The sequence below is a fragment of the Vibrio sp. MarTm2 genome, from assembly GCF_027587055.1.
GTDB classification, from domain to species: Bacteria; Pseudomonadota; Gammaproteobacteria; order Enterobacterales; family Vibrionaceae; genus Vibrio; species Vibrio sinaloensis_D.
The window spans coordinates 746961-767465 of the sequence record NZ_JAPPTK010000001.1 but is presented as its reverse complement, the minus strand read 5'-3'; the positions used below and the strand labels follow the sequence as shown (position 1 = coordinate 767465).

The window sequence follows — 20505 nt, the reverse complement described above, 5'->3', positions numbered from 1 at the left end:
CAAGGGTTGATGCGTCATATACATCAACCCTTATCTTGAGTTAAAGCATATCAACGGCTTTCTCAACGGCGGCGACCAAACGCTTTACATCGTCCATTGTATTGTAGATGGCGAATGATGCTCGGATAGTCCCTTTCACGCCAAGTGCATCCATCAACGGGTGAGCGCAATGGTTACCCGCTCGAACGGCAATGCCTTGTTGATCGAGTAGGGTCGCTACATCTTGATGATGAACCCCTTCAATGACGAAAGACAGCACTGATGCGTCCGGTTGATATCCCAGAATCGTCACATCGTCGATGCTATTCAACGCTTGGTATGTCTTACTGACCAAATCATGGACATGGTGTTCGACCGTGGAATGATCGAACTGTGTATACCAATCAATTGCGGTTGCGAGGGCAATGGCACCGGCGACATTCGGCGTACCTGCTTCGAACTTCCCTGGTACTTGGGTGAAGGTGGTGCCAGAAAAAGAGACCTTTTCAACCATCTTGCCTCCACCATGCCACGGCGGCATTGCTTCTAATAGCGACATCTTTCCATATAAAACGCCGATTCCTGCAGGGGCATACAATTTATGGCCTGAGAAGACATAAAAATCCGCATTCAGAGCAGTCATATCTAGCTGCTCATGAACTATCCCTTGAGCGCCGTCTACCACGACCACGGCACCTACTTTATGTGCCCGCTGGATAATAGCTTCAATGGGCTGACGGGTACCCGTGACATTGGTGATATGCGCTACAGCGACAATTTTCGTCTTGCTGCTTAACTGCTTTTCGAACTCAGCCATGCCCAACTGACAGTCATTGGTCATTGGAATCTTGACGACCGTTGCGCCAGTTTGCTGTGCGACAATTTGCCAAGGAACAATGTTGGCATGATGCTCCATTTCCCCGACCAGTATTTCGTCACCGGGTTTAAGCGTATTTCTTGCGTAAGTTTGGGCGATCAAGTTGAGCGCTTCTGTCGCACCGCGAGTCCATATTACTTCGTTTGGCGAGGCTGCGCCGATAAAGCGAGCAACTCTTTCGCGTGCGGCCTCAAACTGTGAGGTGGCTTCAGCCGTTAGACGATGACTTCCGCGATGCACGTTCGCATTTTGTCGCTCATAGTATTGGCTGATGGCCTCAATCACGCATTTCGGTTTTTGAGTCGTGGCGGCACTGTCTAAATAGACTAAACGTTGATCGTTAATGGTTTGTGTTAAAGCCGGAAACTGCTTTGCGACAAGCTGTGCATCAAACATCTTCATCACCCAGTTTGTGATATTGCAAGGTTGGAATGGTTACCATTGGCTCTGCAACGGTCCAAGCGTGCCCTTTGCCTGAGAGGTTAATGATGATTTCCATCGCGAACTCAAGGGCAGTTCCAGGGCCTTGGCTTGTGAGTAGGTTGTGATTGATGTCGTAAGTCACGCGTTTAACACGGCGGTACTTCTCGGCAATCTGCTCTTGAAAGCTTGGGTGGCACGTCATCAAAGCTTCTGTGTAGAGGTTGTGGTGCAGCAGAACTATAGCTGGCGCTGCACAGATGGCCGCGACCAGTTTGCCTTCATACATTTGTTGACGAACAATTTCGACCAATACCGTGCTGTCGCGAAAGGTTTCTGAGCCTTCAACGCCACCGGGAAGGATCACGGCGTCAAACTCGTCATCGGCAACATCGACTAACTTACACTCTGCGGTTAGGGTTACACCGCGAGAAGCTTTCATGGTTAATTGGCCATCAAAATCGGCACTCGCCAAAACTACGTCATAGCCCGCTCGGACCATCATATCTATGATGGTTACCGCTTCCATCTCTTCGGTGCCGGGTGCGATAGGGATCAGTACTTTCTTGTTCATGATGTCCAACTTTTTTCGATTCGTTTGATTTGTTGATAAAGCGCCTCGTTGCTAGGTACATCCAGCTGGTGGTCGCGCGCTCTTTGTATTAAATAACCAGTAATAAAGTCGATCTCGCTTGGTCGATGATGGTAAATATCTTGATGCATCGATGATCGATTTTCCGCGGTCGCCTGAATCACATTATATACATGCGTATCGAGCTCGTTGCGGGAAAGCGTTAGCCCTTCACAAGTCATCACTCGATGTACTTCATCCAACAACTGGTGCAAAGTGGGCTGGAATGCCTCGTCTGCAAGCTGGCCATTTTTGACTTGATGAATCGCGGTCAACGGGTTGATTGCGCAGTTGATCGCCAGTTTTAACCATAATGCGTCAAGAATATTTTCGTTCCAGTAGACATCGGGTAAGGCGTGAGCAAAGACCTGTTGAAGAAAATCGCATTGATTGCCTTTCGAATTATAGCCTCCTAACTGAGTGCTGCCTTGCCCCGTATGCAACACCTGATGGCGTGATTGGCGCAGAGCTCCATGTGTCGTGGTTGCCAGTACAAGAGGGTTATTCGGTAGACGTGATGCAACTATCTCGGCGGTTCCCATCCCGTTATGCATCAGTACCACAATACAATCTGGATGAAGGTCGCTTCGCAGTACCTCAAGTGCGGGGATGACTTGTGGAGCTTTAACGGTCACAAGCAGTACATCGGCGTTTTGAAGGGTGACTGGTTGGTTATTTGCCAGAGTAATCGGAGTGTTGTTATCAAGCTGAAGGGGTAGCTTGTCATGCTCTTGCTTGGAGTAAAGGGCGACGGTATGCCCAGCCTGATGTAAAGAATACGCCCATAGCGAACCAATGGCACCTGGGCCTAATACTACGATATTCATCTTAATTCTCTGGCAATAGAGGGGATGGCCAAGAGGATAAAGTGATCAAAAGAGAAAGCCAATAAAAATGGCACCCGAAGGTGCCATTTAACATTCGTAGACTTCTAGAATTAGAAGTTGTACTGAACGCGGTAGATTACTAGATCTTCGTAACCTTCGCGAGCTAGCTTGTTCACTGTGTAGCGGTAAAGAACGCCAGCAGACCAATCTTTGTGGAAGTTCCACATTGCGTTTACGCTACCGTTAAGACCGTAATCGCCACCTTGTACGTCAGAATACTCATCGTTACGAGCGAATTCATATTCACCCCATGTAGAGAAAGTAAAGTTCTGACCCGCGATGTCAGTGTTGTAGTAACCAACCCAACCTAGCATACCGCCATTGTTGCCGCTGATGTCACCACTGTTGATCTGGTGAGCTCCCAAGAATGGAGTGAAGCCCCAGTTGTCACCTTTAAGGCCTGTGTAACCAAGACCTAGAACACGGTTTTGTTCATGGAAACCAGAACCGTCAGCGTCAGTGTTGTAAACCTGAGCGTAAAGCGATACGCCTGATTCGGTTAGGTTGTAGTGGATAGTACCTTTGGTTGATGCACCACGGTCATCACCAGCACGATCAACACCTTCGTAATCGTAGAAGCCGTAGATTTGGCCCCAATCGAATACTGCACCGCCTTCGATACCGATTACCGCTTGGTTGCGATCTGAGATTTCACCGCCGAAGTTATCATCATCGTTACCAATACCATGATCCCATACTTGATAGTCGGCATACATGCTACCAAAACCGAAAAGATACTCTGCTTGAGCTGGTACTGCTGATACTGCTGCCACAACACCAAGAGCTAGAAGTGATTTACGCATAGTGGAACTCTCTATGTTTGTTAATTCAATTATTCATTGGATATTTGTTTAAGTGCACACTCTTTGTTGTGCTTTATAGGGCTGCATAATATCGATAAAAATCTCAAAAGCCATGTGCAACACATGTAAAAAAATCTAAAACTAGCGATCTAGATCTCATTAACAAGTTAAAAATTACAATGTAACGGAACTAAATTTTAGTTGCATAAAAAATGTTAGGGGTAACGATTACGCAAACGCTTCACTTTTATTTGATGGTTATCACATGTTCAATTGATTGTTTCTCTGATCTTTCCTAAATTCGTTGCGTACCTGTAATTAAAATGTTTACAGGAATTAAGTTGATGCAAGAAGTAATGCTGTTCCCGCTAAGTTCTATAGTTTTACCCGAAGGTAAAATGCGCTTAAGGGTGTTTGAAGCAAGGTACAAACGGTTGGTCGTTGAGGCGTTGAAAGGCGATGGCACGTTTGGTATCTGCTTGTTCCAAAAGCAGGCGAGCGCAGAGAACAGTGAGTTGTCAGTAGGCGGTACCTTGGTCAAAATCGTCGACTTTGAGCAGTTGGACGATGGTTTATTGGGTATTACTGTCACTGGTCTTCATCGTTTCATGATACGAAAAGTGAGAACAGAGCACGACGGGTTGCGCTTTGCAAAGATAGAACCGTTGGCAAACTGGCCTTTAACGCCGCTTTCAAAGCAGGGTGCCTCGCTCAGTCAGCAACTGCAGCAAGTTTATGCTCAGTTTGAACAGTTAGATGAGCTGTACGACCAGAAATTTTTTGATGATGAATGTTGGGTTAGCCAGCGTTGGTTAGAAATTCTCCCCTTGTCAAATAAGCAATTTGATCTCCTTGCATTAGAGTTAGATTGTACGGTAACAATAGAGTACTTGAGCCGAGCGTTAATAAATGACGAGCAAAGTGATCTCGACACTCGGCTTTAACGTACAAAGTGAATCTTAAGGGTGCAAAGGACAGTCGAATGAGCAACGTGGATACGCAAAACTTTTCGAAATCCGATTGGGCTTCGTGTATGGAGCGCGTTAAACAACAAGACAAGAAGGCGTTCGCATTAGTTTTTACACACTTTTCTCCTCGCTTGAAGCAGTTCACTTATCGCCATGTCGGTAATGAGCAAGTCGCTATGGAGATGGTGCAGGAAACGCTCGCCACGGTCTGGCAGAAAAGTGCTCTGTTTAACAGCGATAAAAGCTCTTTATCTACATGGATTTTTACTATAGCGAGGAATCTCTGTTTTGATATGTTACGCCGACAAAAAGGACGTGATCAGCATATTCACTCAGAAGATATTTGGCCAAATGATTATTGCCCGCCTGATATGGTAGAGCATTACTCTCCCGAAGCTGACAGGATGAAAGAGCAGGTGGTTAAGTTCCTCGATACTTTGCCTGAAGCACAAAGAAAGGTGGTACAAGCGGTCTACCTGGAAGACTTGCCCCATCAGCAGGTTGCGGACATGCTTGATATACCTTTGGGGACAGTAAAGTCACGACTTAGACTTGCTGTCGAAAAACTACGAATTTCAATAGAGGCGGATAAGTTATGAGTTATCACCCACAAAGCGATATTTTACAAGCCTACGTTGAAGGTTCGTTGGACGACGTGACGGCGTTTACCGTTGCTATACACCTAGAGTCTTGCCCGCAGTGCAAACGCAAAGTTGCGCTTGCAGAGCAGCAGTGTGGTGAAGCACTGAGTCACGCTCCGATTGAGCAAACCCCAGACAACTTTGATGACATGTTCGCTCAAATTGTGACGTTAGAGCAAAACAGCGAACCATTCCGTGCGCCACAGCAAGCAAAACCGATCACTGTAAATAACAAGACGTTTATGCTGCCAAGAGCTCTAGGACGTTTTAGTGACCAAATTGGTGATTGGAAAAGCTACGGCGGTAAAGTGTTTAGTGCGCCGATAGAGATCGCAGATTCATGTCGAGTCAATTTGATGTACATTGCTGAAGACGTTCAAATCCCTCAACATACGCACAAAGGCATTGAGTCCACCCTAGTCTTACATGGGGGCTTTAGTGATGAAGATGGTCACTACGAAGTGGGGGACTATCTAGTTAAGGATGCTTCCATCAAACACAGCCCATTTACTAAACCAGGGGAAGATTGTTTATGCTTGGCTGTGCTTACCGAGCCAATGATATTCACTCAAGGCGTCGCGCGTCTGTTTAACATGTTCGGCAAGGGGATGTACCCGTAATCATTCGTTACGAATAAGAAAAAGGCTTGGAGATCCAAGCCTTTTTTACGTTTATGATTCGGTTGTTTCCCTTTGCGCCGACTCTTCGGCGTCACGCTTGCGTGCTTTATCCAACATGTCCGAGAAATAGTGTCGCAGCGAGTAGAGCATTAACAAACTTGGAATGACCATTACCGCGGTCAAGATAAAGAACATTGACCAATCATTGAGGTAATCGACCAATTCACCAGAGAAAGAGGCGAGAGTTGTTCGGCCAAAGTTACCGAGTGAAGCAAGCAAGGCATACTGTGTTGCCGAGAAGGCTTGTCCTGTTACCACGGTCAGGAAGGAGACAAACGCCACGGTCGAAAATGCAGAGGTAAAGTTATCCACGACTAAGGTCGCTAAGAAGAGCTGTTCATTCGGTCCAACTTTCGCCATCCAAGCAAACATGAGATTGCTTGATGCCATTGCGATACCACCAATCATCAAACCACGGACAATTCCGAACTTCACGTTGACCATACTGCCGATCAATGTGAATAGAATGGTGAGTCCCCAGCCGATCAGTTTCGAATAGTAGCCGATTTGCTCGTTGGAGAAACCGATCTCTTTATAGAAGGTGATCGACATACGACCAAGGAATGCTTCGCCAATTTTAAATAGGAAAACAAACAACAACAGAGTGAGAGCCACACGAAAACCATTTCTCTTAAAGAAATCAAGGAAAGGTTCGACAACCGTTACGGTGATCCATGCAAGCACTTTATTCCCAACAACTTGGCTATGACGTTTCTCTGCTTCTGCTTGCAGCGACGCGCGATGGGTCTTCGGTTCGCCAACTAGAAGCGTAAAGATCATCAGTAAACCAACAATGGCCGCCATGCCGTAGTAAACACCATTCCAACCGATCGCATCTGCATTAATAAAGGCGATGTAACCTGGCAGCGAATAGCCTGTCCACCACCCAACTACCGCCATGGCAGAGGCTTGAGGCAATTTTGAAGGCTCAGATTTTGGGAAACTATCGATACGAAAAGCGTCAATGGCAATATCTTGGGTCGCAGAAGAGATCGCAATGCCAAGTGCAAGCATCGACGTTAGCATTAAGTTCTGAGAAGGATCGACACCAGCAATAAAGAGTGTGCAAACCAGAACGATAGATTGACACAAGAAAATCCAGCTACGACGTTGACCTAAAAAGGAGTGTAAAAGAGGTAAGCGGACACGGTCGACAAGTGGAGCCCAAAGAAAGTTAATGGCATAAACGGCAAACACACTGCCAAAGTAGCCAATTGCTGCGCGAGTTAATCCGGCATCTTTCAGCCAGCCTGACATGTTTGAACCAATAAGTACCCAGGGGAAGCCACTCGAACAGCCGAGCATAAACACCCAAAGTAGCCGCTTGTCCATATAGCTTTGAATGGTTTCTCGCCAAGTCATGGAAGGGGAGCCAGAAGACATACGCAATTCCTTTTAAGAATGTAGAGTGGATAGGCTCAGGATTATCGAGAGCCTATCTTTTGTGAGAGCTTAACGAATGAGAGTTGCGCTGGTGATGATGATAGGTTCAACAGGTACATCACGATAACGTCCAACCGAATGAGTGCGTTTTTGGCTCATGTCTTGAATAATATTGAACCCGTCAGTGACTTTGCCAAATACGGCGTAACCCGGTGGGCGTTGATCATAGTCGAGGAAGTTGTTGTCGACGAAATTAATGAAGAATTGGCGAGTGGCCGAATTTGGATCGTTGGTACGAGCCATTGCAACGGTAGCCGCTCGGTTCTTCAAACCGTTTGACGCTTCGTTTTTAATTGGTGCGTACGTTGGCACCATGTTCATCTCTTTATCAAAACCACCACCTTGAGCCATAAAGCCTGGGATAACGCGGTGGAATTGAGTACCGACATAGCTGCCATCTTCAACGTAACGAATAAAGTTCTTTACTGTAATTGGTGCTCGTTCTTCGTTCAGTTCAATGGTAAACGACCCCATTGTGGTACCAAATTCGACTTTAGGGCCAGCAAACGCCAAGCTGGTAAAAAGCGCTAAAGAGGCTATTGCAAATTTACCCATTAGAAACGCTCCTGCATGTAGTTTTGCAGCTCACGATCATTCGCCACTTCTTGTAACACTAGGTTGACGACATCAGAAAGAACGACTTCGATATCTTCGTTAGACGCACTCAACGCGCCAGTACGCTTCGCAGTCCCCGTGTATGTCTTAACTAATTTGCCTTGTGGGTTTTCAGCGGTAATTTCGATCACCACTTTACCATCCATTTCGTTTTCCATGATGGTGTGTTTTACCGATACCAACGCTTCTTGCACTTCAATTTGAATGCTGTTTTCGCTGGTTACTGTGTTTCTAAACCCTTGTGACTGGAACTGTTCGAGTAGGGCATTTTCGATCGAAATACGTACGTTCTGCTTTGAATGAATCGGTTCAATGTTAGAACGGCCACTGTCAACGAGTGCGACGTATTGTGCTGAGCGAACATCCTTGCTGGTCAAGCTAAATGTCGCATCTTGAACGAGATCACCATTACTCAATACCGCTTTTGGCATAAAGTTGATCTGTTCTTGTTGAGGAGCTGCGCACGCAGTGAGAAGTGCCATTGATGCGGCTAAAACCAGTTTTCTCATTGTAATTTCCTTTATTCGAAACTCTATAATCCTAGAGTTAGGATAGTGAACTATTTAGTTGCTTGTAAAATAACAAATTTCTTGTTTGCCGCAACTTGCTTAACGTTCGACTTACCAAACAGCCTTGCTAATTTTCCATCGTAGCCGAGGTGACGGTTACCGATAACTAATAATTGCCCACCAGTACTGAGAACATGCTTTGCATCACAGAACATTTGCCAAGCGATATGATCGGTAATGGCTTGTTGTTGATGAAAAGGTGGATTGCAAACGACAAGATCGGCGCTGTGGGCTTCAAATCCATCTAAACAGTTGTTGGTTAGACATTTGGCATTTGTGCCGTTTGGAACATTCCTATCTAGATTACGCTGCGCTGAGTGTATTGCCATAAAGCTTTCGTCAACACAGGTCAGCGTGATGTCAGGATTGAGCTGCGCAAGCTTCACGGACAACACCCCATTGCCACAGCCGAGATCAATCACTCGCTTGTTGCCAAGTCCTGTCGGTAGATTAGGCAACATAAAACGGGCGCCGAGATCGAGACTCTCTCCGGAATAAACGTTTGGTAAGTTATCAAGCTGAATATCGTGTTCCTCGATTTGCCACGAGGTAAATGGCTCAACATCCAAAGCCTTTGGTGAATTGGCGTTGGCGAAGACTAAGCGATGTTTTTTCCAAGCTAGGGACGTTGTCGTCGCCCCCAAATATTTCTCGAACAGTTTTAACGTCGAGGTATGGATCTCTTTGGCTTTGTTAACCGCAATAACGGGCACATCGGCGGGTAGAGCGAGCCTTAATTGCGTTAACAGCCAGATGAGATGACGATTACTTTTTGGCAATTGCATCAAAACAAGATCAACATCTTTAGGAATCGGATCAAACGTTGAGGCCATTGTGATTGGGTCGCATTGATTTTGTTCTAGATTGACCAAAGTTGCTTGATGAGAAATGAATGAGTCACTCATCATCGTCACCTGGTGTCTTTGTGAGAACCAACAACTTAATGCGCCAAAATGATCATTAAGAATCAATACATTCTGGCCATGAGCAAGAGCTAATTCTTCAACATGATTGATGAGATATTCGTCGCCAGCATCCCATGCTTGAAGGGTTTCGTTGTTTCGTTTAGGGAATCGATGGAGAGAAAGGGTGCGCTGATGTAACGTAAGCTCAGTTTTCATAATTGAGTAATTAGCTAATAAACAGTGGTTAAATTGTCGCAGATGCTAGGCAAACAGGAAACTAAAACCTTTTGCTTTACGGTGAGTACGATTATTATCTGTTCTTTAACACTGTTCATAATTAGATGGTGACACACAATGCTGGAAGAAGTGATTGAAACCAAACTGCATACAGAATTTGAGCCTGAGTACCTTAAAGTTATTAATGAAAGCTACATGCACAATGTTGCTCCAGGTTCAGAAAGTCACTTCAAAGTGATCATCGTGAGTGAGAAATTTGAAGGCGTTCGATTGATCGGCCGTCATCGACTTGTCAACCAAGTGCTCGCAGATGAGTTAGCCAATCATATCCATGCTCTTTCGATTCACACTTACACAAGCTCTGAATGGAAAGAGCAGAACGGTTTAGCACCTGATAGCCCAATGTGCTTAGGTGGTTCAAAGTAGAGAGATAGAAGGGCAGCGAGAGCTGCCTTTTTAGTGGCAGTTCAGCGTACATGTGTTAACAATGTATAAACAAATAAACTGCCCGATTAGTTTTAATTCAGAATGTTTCACGATATGAATGGATAGAAACATTGCTCAGTTTGTGTATATTGGGGTTTGTGCGATGGCTCAAAGTTATGACTATTCCTTAGCCTTTTAAACTCAAATCCTTCGAAATATCTACCTTATTACCTGCATTGGTCATGGCATCAACTTCCCAAAAGATGCTAGACTATCGCACCTGATAAATCTCGCCGTTTTCTTGTAGCGAGGTTTTTAATAGGATGTTGCGATTTTGGTGTTTGAAACGATACCAAAACCGGACACTAGTGTCGTGTCTAAAAGTTACGCAATCAAAGAATCTTTTTCCCGATAAAAGTAGTGCAAGTGCGTATGATTACAATAAAGAAGGGTTTGGACCTGCCTATCGCAGGAACTCCTACCCAGGTGATTAATGATGGTAAGACCATCAAAAAAGTCGCCTTGCTTGGCGAAGAGTACGTCGGCATGCGTCCTACTATGCATGTCCGCGTAGGCGATGAAGTAAAGAAAGCTCAAGTTCTTTTTGAAGACAAGAAGAATCCTGGGGTGAAATTTACTTCACCAGCAGCTGGTAAAGTGATCGAAATTAACCGTGGCGCTAAGCGTGTCCTTCAATCTGTTGTGATTGAAGTGGCAGGCGAAGAGCAGGTAACGTTCGATAAGTTTGAAGCTGGCCAACTAGCAAGTCTTGACCGTGAAGCGGTGAAAACTCAGTTAGTTGATTCAGGTCTTTGGACTGCTTTACGTACTCGTCCGTTCAGCAAGGTTCCAGCAATTGAGTCTTCTACACAGGCTATCTTCGTAACTGCTATGGATACTAATCCACTAGCGGCACAGCCTGAGTTGATCATCAATGAACAACAAGAAGCGTTCGTTGCCGGTTTAGATGTGCTTTCAACTCTGACTGATGGCAAGGTTTACGTATGTAAATCAGGCGAAAGTCTTCCTCGTTCTTCTCAATCTAACGTTGAAGAGCATGTATTTGATGGCCCTCACCCAGCAGGTCTTGCTGGCACCCACATGCATTTCCTATACCCAGTAAATGCAGAGAATGTGGCGTGGAGCATCAACTACCAAGACGTTATTGCGTTTGGTCAGTTGTTCCTAACTGGTGAACTTTACACTGATCGCGTTGTTTCTCTGGCTGGTCCAGTAGTGAACAACCCTCGTCTTGTTCGTACGACTCTAGGTGCTAGCCTAGAAGACATCACGGACAACGAGTTGATGCCTGGTGAAGTTCGTGTGATTTCCGGTTCAGTACTAACTGGTACTCATGCAACTGGTCCTCACGCTTACCTTGGTCGTTACCACGTACAGGTTTCTGTATTACGTGAAGGCCGTGAGAAGGAACTGTTTGGCTGGGCAATGCCTGGTAAGAACAAGTTCTCGGTAACTCGCTCATTCCTTGGTCACATCTTTAAAGGTCAGTTGTTCAACATGACAACAACGACTAATGGTAGTGATCGTTCTATGGTTCCAATCGGCAATTACGAGCGCGTAATGCCGCTAGATATGGAACCTACTTTGCTCCTTCGCGATCTATGTGCTGGTGATACTGACAGTGCAGCGGCACTAGGTGTACTAGAGCTAGATGAAGAAGACGTAGCATTGTGTACCTTTGTTTGTCCTGGTAAGTACGAGTACGGTGAACTACTTCGTGAATGCCTAGATAAAATCGAGAAGGAAGGGTAATTTTCATGGCTCTTAAAAAGTTTCTTGAAGACATCGAGCATCACTTTGAGCCAGGCGGCAAACATGAAAAATGGTTTGCTCTGTACGAAGCTGTCGCGACAGTTTTCTACACACCTGGTCTAATTACAAAGAAGAGCTCACACGTTCGTGATAGCGTTGACCTAAAACGTATCATGATCATGGTTTGGTTCGCGGTGTTCCCAGCGATGTTCTGGGGTATGTACAACGCGGGTGGCCAAGCTATCGCAGCGCTTAACCACATGTATGCTGGTGAGCAACTTGCAGCTGTAGTTGCAGGTAACTGGCATTACTGGTTAACCGAAATGTTGGGCGGCACGTTAGGTGCAGAAGCCGGCATTGGCAGTAAAATGCTATTAGGTGCGACTTACTTCCTACCTATCTACGCAACGGTATTTATCGTCGGTGGTTTTTGGGAAGTGTTGTTCTGTATGGTGCGTAAGCACGAAGTTAACGAAGGTTTCTTTGTTACTTCTATCCTGTTTGCACTTATCGTTCCACCAACGCTACCTCTATGGCAAGCAGCGCTAGGTATTACCTTCGGTGTTGTTGTTGCTAAAGAGATCTTCGGTGGTACAGGTCGTAACTTCCTAAACCCAGCACTTGCTGGCCGTGCTTTCCTATTCTTTGCTTACCCAGCGCAAATCTCGGGTGACGTAGTTTGGACTGCAGCTGACGGCTTCTCTGGTGCAACGGCGCTTAGCCAATGGGCACAAGGTGGTAACGGTGCACTAGTGAATACAGTAACTGGCGCTCCAATCACTTGGATGGACGCATTCATCGGTAACATTCCTGGCTCTATTGGTGAAGTATCAACACTTGCACTTATGATTGGCGCAGCGATGATCGTTTACATGCGAATCGCTTCTTGGCGCATCATTGCTGGTGTGATGATCGGTATGATTGCAACAGCAACGCTGTTTAACGTAATCGGCTCTGATACTAACCCAATGTTCAACATGCCATGGCACTGGCACCTAGTTCTTGGTGGCTTTGCATTCGGTATGTTCTTTATGGCAACAGACCCTGTATCCGCTTCATTTACCAACAAAGGTAAGTGGTGGTATGGCGCGCTAATTGGCGTGATGTGTGTACTGATTCGTGTAGTTAACCCAGCGTACCCAGAAGGTATGATGCTGGCGATTCTATTCGCGAACCTGTTTGCACCTCTGTTCGACCATGTAGTTATCGAGAAGAACATCAAGCGGAGACAAGCACGCTATGGCAAGTAATAACGACAGCATTAAAAAGACGCTGGGTGTTGTTATCGGGTTGAGCCTTGTTTGTTCAATCATCGTTTCAACAGCAGCCGTGGGTCTACGCGATAAGCAAAAAGCTAACGCTGTACTAGATAAGCAAACTAAGATCGTTGAAGTTGCTGGCATTGACGCTGAAGGTAAGAAAGTACCTGAGTTGTTTGCCCAGTACATTGAACCGCGTCTAGTTGACTTCAACACAGGTGATTTCCTTGATGGTGACGCAGCAACTTACGACCAACGTAAAGCGGCTAAAGATCCTGCTGAATCTATCAAGCTAACGGCTGAAGAAGATAAAGCGAAGATCCTACGTCGTGCAAACACTGGTGTTGTATACCTAGTGAAGCAAGGCGATGAAGTATCTAAGATCATCCTTCCAGTACACGGTACTGGTCTATGGTCAATGATGTACGCTTTCGTTGCAGTTGAAACTGACGGTAACACTGTGTCAGGTATCACTTACTACGAGCAGGGTGAAACTCCTGGACTTGGTGGTGAAGTTGAGAACCCAACATGGCGTGCTCAGTGGGTTGGCAAGAAACTGTTCGATGAAAACCACAAGCCTGCAATCAAGATTGTTAAAGGTGGCGCTCCGCAAGGTTCTGAGCATGGTATCGACGGTCTTTCTGGTGCAACACTAACTGGTAACGGTGTTCAAGGCACATTTGATTTCTGGTTAGGCGATATGGGCTTTGGTCCATTCCTAGCAAAAGTTCGTGACGGAGGTCTGAACTAATGTCTAGCGCACAAAACATTAAAAAGAGCATCTTAGCGCCAGTATTGGATAACAACCCAATCGCGCTACAGGTTCTTGGTGTATGTTCTGCTCTTGCAGTAACAACTAAACTAGAGACTGCATTCGTTATGACTCTAGCGGTTATCTTCGTAACTGCGCTGTCTAACTTCTGTGTATCTCTAATCCGTAACCACATTCCTAACAGTGTGCGTATCATCGTTCAGATGGCGATCATCGCATCTCTAGTAATCGTGGTAGACCAAGTGCTGAAAGCTTACCTATACGATATCTCTAAACAGCTATCTGTATTCGTAGGTCTGATCATCACGAACTGTATCGTAATGGGTCGTGCTGAAGCATTCGCAATGAAGTCTGCGCCACTACCATCTCTAATCGACGGTATTGGTAACGGTCTTGGTTACGGTTTCGTTCTTATCACTGTTGGTTTCTTCCGTGAACTGTTTGGCTCAGGCAAACTGTTCGGCATGGAAGTACTTCCTCTAGTGAGCAACGGTGGTTGGTACCAGCCAAACGGTCTGATGCTACTCGCACCGTCTGCATTCTTCCTAATCGGCTTCCTAATCTGGGCAATCCGTATTCTGAAACCAGAACAAGTAGAAGCGAAGGAGTAAGGACGTCATGGAACATTACATTAGTCTGTTAGTTAAATCGATTTTCATCGAAAACATGGCTCTGTCTTTCTTCTTAGGTATGTGTACATTCCTTGCCGTATCTAAGAAAGTTAAGACTTCATTTGGTCTGGGTGTAGCGGTAGTAGTAGTACTAACCATCGCTGTTCCAGTAAACAACCTAGTTTACAACCTAGTACTAAAAGAGAACGCTTTAGTTGAAGGTGTTGATCTTAGCTTCCTAAACTTCATCACCTTTATCGGTGTAATCGCGGCACTTGTACAGATTCTAGAAATGGTTCTAGACCGCTTCTTCCCACCTCTGTACAACGCACTAGGCATCTTCCTACCGCTGATCACAGTAAACTGTGCAATCTTCGGTGGTGTATCTTTCATGGTACAGCGTGACTACAACTTTGCTGAATCTGTTGTTTACGGTTTCGGTTCTGGTGTGGGCTGGATGCTAGCTATCGTCGCTCTTGCAGGTATCCGTGAGAAGATGAAGTACTCTGACGTACCTCCTGGTCTACGTGGTCTTGGTATCACGTTCATCACTGTAGGTCTTATGGCGTTAGGCTTTATGTCTTTCTCTGGTGTTCAACTGTAAGTCGGGTAAACCGCAACAATTAAGGAATAGTCAATGGACATTATTCTTGGTGTAGTGATGTTTACTCTGATCGTACTTGCGCTAGTACTAGTGATTCTTTTCGCTAAGTCTAAGCTTGTGCCAACAGGTGACATTACAATTTCTGTGAACGGTGACGACTCGCTTGCTATCGTTACACAACCAGGCGGTAAGCTTCTGAGTGCTCTAGCTGGTGCTGGCGTATTCGTATCTTCTGCTTGTGGTGGCGGTGGCTCTTGTGGTCAGTGTCGCGTAAAAGTTAAATCAGGTGGTGGTGACATCCTACCAACCGAGCTTGACCATATTACTAAAGGTGAAGCACGTGAAGGTGAGCGTCTAGCGTGTCAGGTTGCAATGAAAACTGACATGGACATCGAACTTCCTGAAGAGATCTTCGGCGTTAAGAAGTGGGAATGTTCTGTTATCTCTAACGATAACAAAGCGACATTCATCAAAGAGCTTAAGCTACAAATTCCAGATGGCGAATCAGTACCTTTCCGTGCTGGTGGTTACATCCAGATTGAAGCGCCTGCTCACCACGTGAAATACGCTGACTTCGACGTACCAGAAGAGTACCGTGAAGATTGGGACAAGTTTAACCTGTTCCGCTACGAGTCTAAGGTAAGTGAAGAAACAATCCGTGCTTACTCAATGGCTAACTACCCTGAAGAAGAAGGCATTATTATGCTAAACGTGCGTATCGCTACGCCGCCGCCTAATAATCCTGATGTACCACCTGGTATCATGTCTTCGTTTATCTGGTCTCTTAAAGAAGGCGACAAGTGTACTATTTCTGGTCCATTTGGTGAGTTCTTCGCGAAAGACACAGACAACGAGATGGTCTTCGTTGGTGGTGGTGCGGGTATGGCGCCAATGCGTTCGCATATCTTCGACCAACTTAAGCGTCTGAAGTCTAAGCGTAAGATGTCTTTCTGGTACGGTGCCCGTTCGAAGCGCGAAATGTTCTACGTAGAAGATTTCGATGGCCTAGCAGCTGAAAACGACAACTTCGTATGGCACTGTGCACTGTCTGATCCTATGCCAGAAGATAACTGGGATGGTTACACAGGCTTCATCCACAACGTACTGTACGAAAACTACCTGAAGGACCATGAAGCGCCTGAAGATTGTGAGTACTACATGTGTGGTCCACCGATGATGAACGCTGCTGTTATCGGCATGCTGAAAGATCTAGGTGTAGAGGATGAAAACATCCTACTGGATGACTTCGGTGGTTAATCTACCTAAGTGATTGAATCTATGGCTGGCTCGATTGAGTCAGCCATTTCTTTTTCGGTTTTCCGAATTGATAGAGGCAAGGTTGATTGGCTTTAGTCTCATTCCCTCTATCCATTTAATACACGACAATAGGAGTTAACAAGTGAAAAAGTGGCTTGTTGCATTTGCTTCTCTATTGGTTTTAGCGGGTTGTGAAAAGCCGGCTGAACAGGTACACCTAACTGGCCCAACAATGGGCACGACTTACAATATCAAGTATATTTCTGCTGATGGCGTTCCTTCACCTGAGGTATTGCAAAAAGAAGTCGATCGTTTACTGGAAGAAGTGAACGATCAAATGTCGACGTATCGTAAAGACTCAGAGCTGAGTCGCTTCAACCAGAGTCAATCTGCGGATGCCTTCGAAGTTTCGCCGCAAACCGCGACGGTAGTGAAAGAAGCAATCCGTTTAAACGGTCTTACTCAAGGTGCATTAGATGTGACAGTTGGACCATTGGTGAACTTGTGGGGATTTGGCCCTGAAGCTCGTCCAGAGGTTGTACCGACAGATGAAGAGCTGGCTGCGCGTAAAGCGATGACGGGCATTGAGCACCTATCTGTCGTAGGCAACACTCTTCAAAAATCGATTCCAAATCTGTATGTGGACTTGTCTACGATAGCAAAAGGGTGGGGCGTGGATGTGGTCGCAGATTACATTCAATCTCAAGGTATCCAAAACTACATGGTTGAAGTCGGTGGTGAGATGCGTCTCAAAGGACTAAACCGTGAAGGTGTCGCTTGGCGAATTGCAATAGAGAAACCTTCGGTGGAAGAGCGCGCTATTCAAGAGATCATTGAACCGGGTGCCATGGCCATCGCGACATCAGGCGATTACCGCAACTATTTTGAGCGAGATGGAGTTCGTTATTCGCACATTATTAACCCAGCAACAGGCAAGCCTATCAACCACAAAGTGGTATCGGTTACGGTGCTCGATAAATCATCGATGACAGCCGATGGCCTAGCAACAGGGCTGATGGTGCTTGGTGAAGAGCAGGGCATGAAAGTTGCCGAAGAAAACAATATCGCCGTATTTATGATTGTGAAAACTGATGACGGATTTAAAGAGTTAGCTTCATCCGCTTATAAACCGTACATGAACAAATAAGACCTAAGTGAGCATGTCAGTATGAATACATTTCTAATTACCTTTGGTGTGTTTATGGCCGTGATTGGCGCAATGTCAATTGGCTATATTATCCAAAAGAAAGTTGTAAAAGGGAGCTGTGGTGGCTTAGGTGCAGTTGGTATCGAAAAAGTCTGCAACTGCCCAGAGCCGTGTGATGCGCGTAAAAAGCGCGAAGCTCGTGAAGCAGCCCGTCAAGAAAAGCTGGCGGCGTGGGAAAAAGACCGCATTGCTTAACGAAAAACGCCCAAGTTTAACTTGGGCGTTTTTGTCTCTATGTCATAGTGGGCTAAACGCATAGTCAACCGGTCGCGACAATCTGATTACGCCCTCTTTCCTTCGCGACGTAGAGGCGGTCATCGGCGATTTTAATCTGCTCGTTCAGCGAGGCTTCAAGTGAGCAGACCCCGATACTGATGGTCACCTTTATTTCTTGCTGGTTGTGCTTGATTGGCGTCTTTTGGAGTCGTTTACGCATCTGCTCTAGCCGAGCAATGAACTCTTTATTATCCGAGCATGATTGAATGCAAAACTCTTCACCACCAAAGCGAGCAACGACATCGTCAGGGAAGTAGATTTTTAAGATATTGGCGACAGTAACGAGCGCGGCATCCCCACCATCGTGACCATAGGTGTCATTGACCTTTTTGAAATGATCGATATCTAACATTGCGATACTGCGCTTCTCACATCCAGAACAAACCTGATTGAATAAGAAACGACGATTCCAAAGCCCAGTCAAAGCATCTTGGTTGGCCATGCGGTAGAGATTATCTGTGGCTTCTTTCATATCCAGCAACTGGTGAACGCGGCAGTAAAACTCTTCATGATTAAACGGTTTATTCAGGTAGTCATTGGCACCCGCTTTAAGAAATCGAGCCGTCATCGTACTATCATCGCTACCAGAAACCCCCAGTATCGCAAGGCTGTTTTTATCATACTGCTGGCGAATCTCACGAGTCATGGTAATACCATCTTTGCTAGGCATGTCATGGTCAGTAATGATGAAAGTGATGTCACTGTTTTCTGCTAGCTTGTGCAGAGCGTCGCTGCCATTGACGGCTTGGGTCGTTCGTATGTACTGATGCTCGAGAAGTTGGCTGACGTGACGACGCACAGTTTGAGAGTCATCCACGACCAAAGCGTGATGGTTGACGTTGTTGATCAGACGCTTAGCCAACGGAAGTAAGTAAGACACCGAAGCCATACTGTCTTTAAGGATGTAGTCAACAACGCCCTTTGCTAGGAAATAATCGCGGGTTTGCTCGTTAAAAGTCCCGGTAAGAACAATCACTTTTTGCTGATGCTCTAGAACAAGATCGATGACTTCCCCATCTTGAGCATCGGGCAAGCAATAATCGAGCACCGCAAAATGGAACTCACCATGAGTTTCCAACGCTTGTTGCGTCTCTTGATAAGTCTCACACCCTATGACATGACAACCTAATGACTCCAGCTGTTGAACAAGATAATTTCGGTAAGTTCGACTATCCTCGACCACCAATACTTTGTTGCCCAAGCGGCGACTCCCCACCTCTAGATTCTGTTTTCTAATAATAACTGGATATTTTGATACTTCTATAAGCACAGTACAAAAATTGGCTTTTCACCACGCTATTGGCGACAAGGGGAGAAAGGTTTATACTGTTTTTATATACAGCTCTTGGTGTGAGTGTATGAGCGAAGAAACGATCAGAAAAATCATCCATGTGGACATGGATTGCTTTTATGCCGCAGTTGAAATGCGCGACAACCCCAGTTATCGAGGACGCCCTCTTGCCGTCGGTGGTCATGAAAAGCAGAGGGGGGTATTGAGTACGTGCAATTACGAGGCGAGAAAATTCGGTATTCGCAGCGCTATGCCCACAGCTAGAGCGCTGCAACTATGCCCCCACTTGCTGGTTGTTCCGGGGCGCATGCAAGTCTATAAACAAGTATCTCAGCACATTCGAGAGATATTTTCTCGTTACACTTCTCTTATCGAACCTTTGTCTTTGGATGAAGCATTTCTGGATGTCACTCACTCAAAGCAATGTCGCGGCAGTGCTACCCTGATCGCAGAGGCTATTCGGCGAGACATTTTTGAAGAACTTCAATTGACGGCGTCGGCAGGCATCGCGCCCGTGAAATTTCTGGCCAAAGTCGCATCGGATATGAATAAGCCCAATGGGCAATATGTCATTACCCCTGATCGAGTCCAAGAAGAAGTCGATAAGTTGCCACTTGAGAAAATTCCGGGTGTGGGCAAGGTGAGTTTGGAGAAACTGCATCAAGCGGGCTACTTTGTGGGTAAGGACATCAAGGAGAGTGATTATAGGGAGTTATTGCTTCGCTTTGGGCGTTTGGGTGCGTCGTTGTGGAAAAAAAGCCATGGCATTGATAATCGTGAGGTCATTGTTGAGCGTGAGCGAAAATCGGTTGGCGTAGAGAGAACATTTTCTGAAAACATTTCGAGTTACGATCAATGTTGGCGTGTGATTGAGGAGCGATTGTTCCCCGAACTCGAAAAGCGCCTGATAAAAGCTTCACCAAATAAAGCCATCATTAAGCAAGGCATCAAGCTGAAGTTTGCCGATTTCCAATTTTTTCCCAATGCGCCCATTATTGCCGATTTCTTGTCAATTGATAGGAGCAACTTGCCAAAGCTGATTGAGTGTAGCGCGTCGCTTCAGACGCATAGCGGAACGAAGAGTATACACCGTAAAGAAATTGCGCCATGTTTTTTAGCTACAACTTAATAAATGAATAATATATGCATAAAAATGCAATAAATTTATTCATTTAAATGTAGTCTAAAAACTGGTACGGATTGGTCCTGCATAGTTCTGATTGGTTTAAACGGATACCTTGGTGATCACACTGTCAGCCGATACTAAGCTGGCACGACGTTGGACAAAACTGTTTCTGCGGCTTTGCTAATTTAGTAAATTATGAATTGCTTCAGATGTGGAAAGCCTCCTAAAGGCGTGTCTAGCATAGGTGG

General features: G+C 45.7%; 22 protein-coding genes. 13 read left to right on the top strand and 9 right to left on the bottom strand.

Features of this window, described 5'->3' with window-relative positions; translation table 11 throughout:
- Positions 1-40 precede the first annotated feature (40 nt).
- The 4 genes from csdA to OH458_RS03585 form a co-directional block, all read right to left on the bottom strand.
- Positions 41-1252: a cysteine desulfurase CsdA gene (csdA, locus tag OH458_RS03600; protein WP_269977294.1), complete on the bottom strand. Its 1212-nt coding sequence runs from the start codon at positions 1250-1252 to the stop codon at positions 41-43.
- Entirely contained in the window at positions 1245-1850 is a 606-nt protein-coding gene (locus OH458_RS03595) for a DJ-1 family glyoxalase III (RefSeq protein ID WP_269977293.1), read from the bottom strand. Before OH458_RS03595 ends, csdA begins: the two co-directional genes overlap by 8 nt.
- The gene (gene panE / locus OH458_RS03590) at positions 1847-2734 is read right to left on the bottom strand and encodes a 2-dehydropantoate 2-reductase (RefSeq protein ID WP_269977292.1); all 888 of its coding nucleotides are present in this window, start codon (positions 2732-2734) and stop codon (positions 1847-1849) included. Before panE ends, OH458_RS03595 begins: the two co-directional genes overlap by 4 nt.
- A 110-nt stretch (positions 2735-2844) precedes the next feature.
- On the bottom strand, positions 2845-3597 hold the full coding sequence (locus tag OH458_RS03585) for an outer membrane protein OmpK (protein WP_038190778.1): 753 nt from the start codon (positions 3595-3597) through the stop codon (positions 2845-2847).
- Between the two features lie 344 nt (positions 3598-3941).
- Between OH458_RS03585 and OH458_RS03580 the strand changes: the two genes are divergently transcribed.
- From OH458_RS03580 to OH458_RS03570, 3 genes are read left to right on the top strand one after another with little or no spacing between them, the layout of a single operon-like run.
- The gene (locus OH458_RS03580; RefSeq protein WP_269977291.1) at positions 3942-4541 is read left to right on the top strand and encodes an LON peptidase substrate-binding domain-containing protein; all 600 of its coding nucleotides are present in this window, start codon (positions 3942-3944) and stop codon (positions 4539-4541) included.
- A gap of 38 nt (positions 4542-4579) precedes the next feature.
- Positions 4580-5164, top strand: coding sequence for an RNA polymerase sigma factor (locus tag OH458_RS03575; RefSeq protein WP_269977290.1), 585 nt, complete (start codon positions 4580-4582; stop codon positions 5162-5164).
- Entirely contained in the window at positions 5161-5826 is a 666-nt protein-coding gene (locus OH458_RS03570) for a ChrR family anti-sigma-E factor (RefSeq protein ID WP_269977289.1), read from the top strand. Before OH458_RS03575 ends, OH458_RS03570 begins: the two co-directional genes overlap by 4 nt.
- Before the next feature lie 51 nt (positions 5827-5877).
- On the opposite strand, the gene OH458_RS03565 is transcribed toward OH458_RS03570, so the two are convergent.
- The 4 genes from OH458_RS03565 to OH458_RS03550 form a co-directional block, all read right to left on the bottom strand.
- Positions 5878-7269 (bottom strand): AmpG family muropeptide MFS transporter, encoded by a 1392-nt coding sequence (locus OH458_RS03565; protein WP_269977288.1) that lies wholly within the window; start codon positions 7267-7269, stop codon positions 5878-5880.
- Between the two features lie 69 nt (positions 7270-7338).
- Positions 7339-7884, bottom strand: coding sequence for a peptidylprolyl isomerase (locus OH458_RS03560; RefSeq protein WP_269977287.1), 546 nt, complete (start codon positions 7882-7884; stop codon positions 7339-7341).
- Positions 7884-8453 (bottom strand): YajG family lipoprotein, encoded by a 570-nt coding sequence (locus tag OH458_RS03555; RefSeq protein WP_005473590.1) that lies wholly within the window; start codon positions 8451-8453, stop codon positions 7884-7886. Before OH458_RS03555 ends, OH458_RS03560 begins: the two co-directional genes overlap by 1 nt.
- Positions 8454-8503: 50 nt before the next feature.
- A complete protein-coding gene (locus tag OH458_RS03550; RefSeq protein WP_269977286.1) occupies positions 8504-9634 on the bottom strand; it encodes a methyltransferase in 1131 nt (376 codons plus the stop codon).
- Between the two features lie 138 nt (positions 9635-9772).
- Between OH458_RS03550 and OH458_RS03545 the strand changes: the two genes are divergently transcribed.
- The 9 genes from OH458_RS03545 to nqrM all read left to right on the top strand — a co-directional run bounded on the left by OH458_RS03545 (position 9773) and on the right by nqrM (position 17759).
- Positions 9773-10081, top strand: a complete 309-nt coding sequence (locus OH458_RS03545) for a BolA family protein (RefSeq protein WP_038139605.1) — start codon at positions 9773-9775, stop codon at positions 10079-10081.
- A 432-nt stretch (positions 10082-10513) separates the two neighbouring features.
- Positions 10514-11854: a Na(+)-translocating NADH-quinone reductase subunit A gene (locus OH458_RS03540; RefSeq protein ID WP_038190760.1), complete on the top strand. Its 1341-nt coding sequence runs from the start codon at positions 10514-10516 to the stop codon at positions 11852-11854.
- Positions 11855-11859: 5 nt separating this feature from the next.
- Positions 11860-13104 (top strand): NADH:ubiquinone reductase (Na(+)-transporting) subunit B, encoded by a 1245-nt coding sequence (locus OH458_RS03535; RefSeq protein ID WP_005473496.1) that lies wholly within the window; start codon positions 11860-11862, stop codon positions 13102-13104.
- Positions 13094-13864: a Na(+)-translocating NADH-quinone reductase subunit C gene (locus OH458_RS03530; protein ID WP_005473481.1), complete on the top strand. Its 771-nt coding sequence runs from the start codon at positions 13094-13096 to the stop codon at positions 13862-13864. Before OH458_RS03535 ends, OH458_RS03530 begins: the two co-directional genes overlap by 11 nt.
- Positions 13864-14496: an NADH:ubiquinone reductase (Na(+)-transporting) subunit D gene (locus OH458_RS03525; RefSeq protein WP_005473461.1), complete on the top strand. Its 633-nt coding sequence runs from the start codon at positions 13864-13866 to the stop codon at positions 14494-14496. The genes OH458_RS03530 and OH458_RS03525 overlap by 1 nt, the downstream gene beginning before the upstream one ends.
- A gap of 7 nt (positions 14497-14503) precedes the next feature.
- On the top strand, positions 14504-15100 hold the full coding sequence (gene nqrE, locus OH458_RS03520) for an NADH:ubiquinone reductase (Na(+)-transporting) subunit E (protein ID WP_005436652.1): 597 nt from the start codon (positions 14504-14506) through the stop codon (positions 15098-15100).
- Between the two features lie 33 nt (positions 15101-15133).
- On the top strand, positions 15134-16357 hold the full coding sequence (gene nqrF / locus OH458_RS03515) for an NADH:ubiquinone reductase (Na(+)-transporting) subunit F (RefSeq protein WP_269977285.1): 1224 nt from the start codon (positions 15134-15136) through the stop codon (positions 16355-16357).
- Positions 16358-16499: 142 nt separating this feature from the next.
- Positions 16500-17504: an FAD:protein FMN transferase gene (locus tag OH458_RS03510; RefSeq protein ID WP_269977284.1), complete on the top strand. Its 1005-nt coding sequence runs from the start codon at positions 16500-16502 to the stop codon at positions 17502-17504.
- 21 nt (positions 17505-17525) lie between these two features.
- Positions 17526-17759: a (Na+)-NQR maturation NqrM gene (gene nqrM, locus OH458_RS03505; RefSeq protein ID WP_005473545.1), complete on the top strand. Its 234-nt coding sequence runs from the start codon at positions 17526-17528 to the stop codon at positions 17757-17759.
- Between the two features lie 64 nt (positions 17760-17823).
- Here the strand turns inward: nqrM and OH458_RS03500 are convergent, their stop codons facing one another.
- Positions 17824-19041, bottom strand: a complete 1218-nt coding sequence (locus tag OH458_RS03500) for a GGDEF domain-containing response regulator (RefSeq protein ID WP_269977283.1) — start codon at positions 19039-19041, stop codon at positions 17824-17826.
- 157 nt (positions 19042-19198) lie between these two features.
- Between OH458_RS03500 and dinB the strand changes: the two genes are divergently transcribed.
- The gene (gene dinB / locus OH458_RS03495; RefSeq protein WP_333482562.1) at positions 19199-20260 is read left to right on the top strand and encodes a DNA polymerase IV; all 1062 of its coding nucleotides are present in this window, start codon (positions 19199-19201) and stop codon (positions 20258-20260) included.
- The last annotated feature ends 245 nt before the right edge of the window (positions 20261-20505 follow it).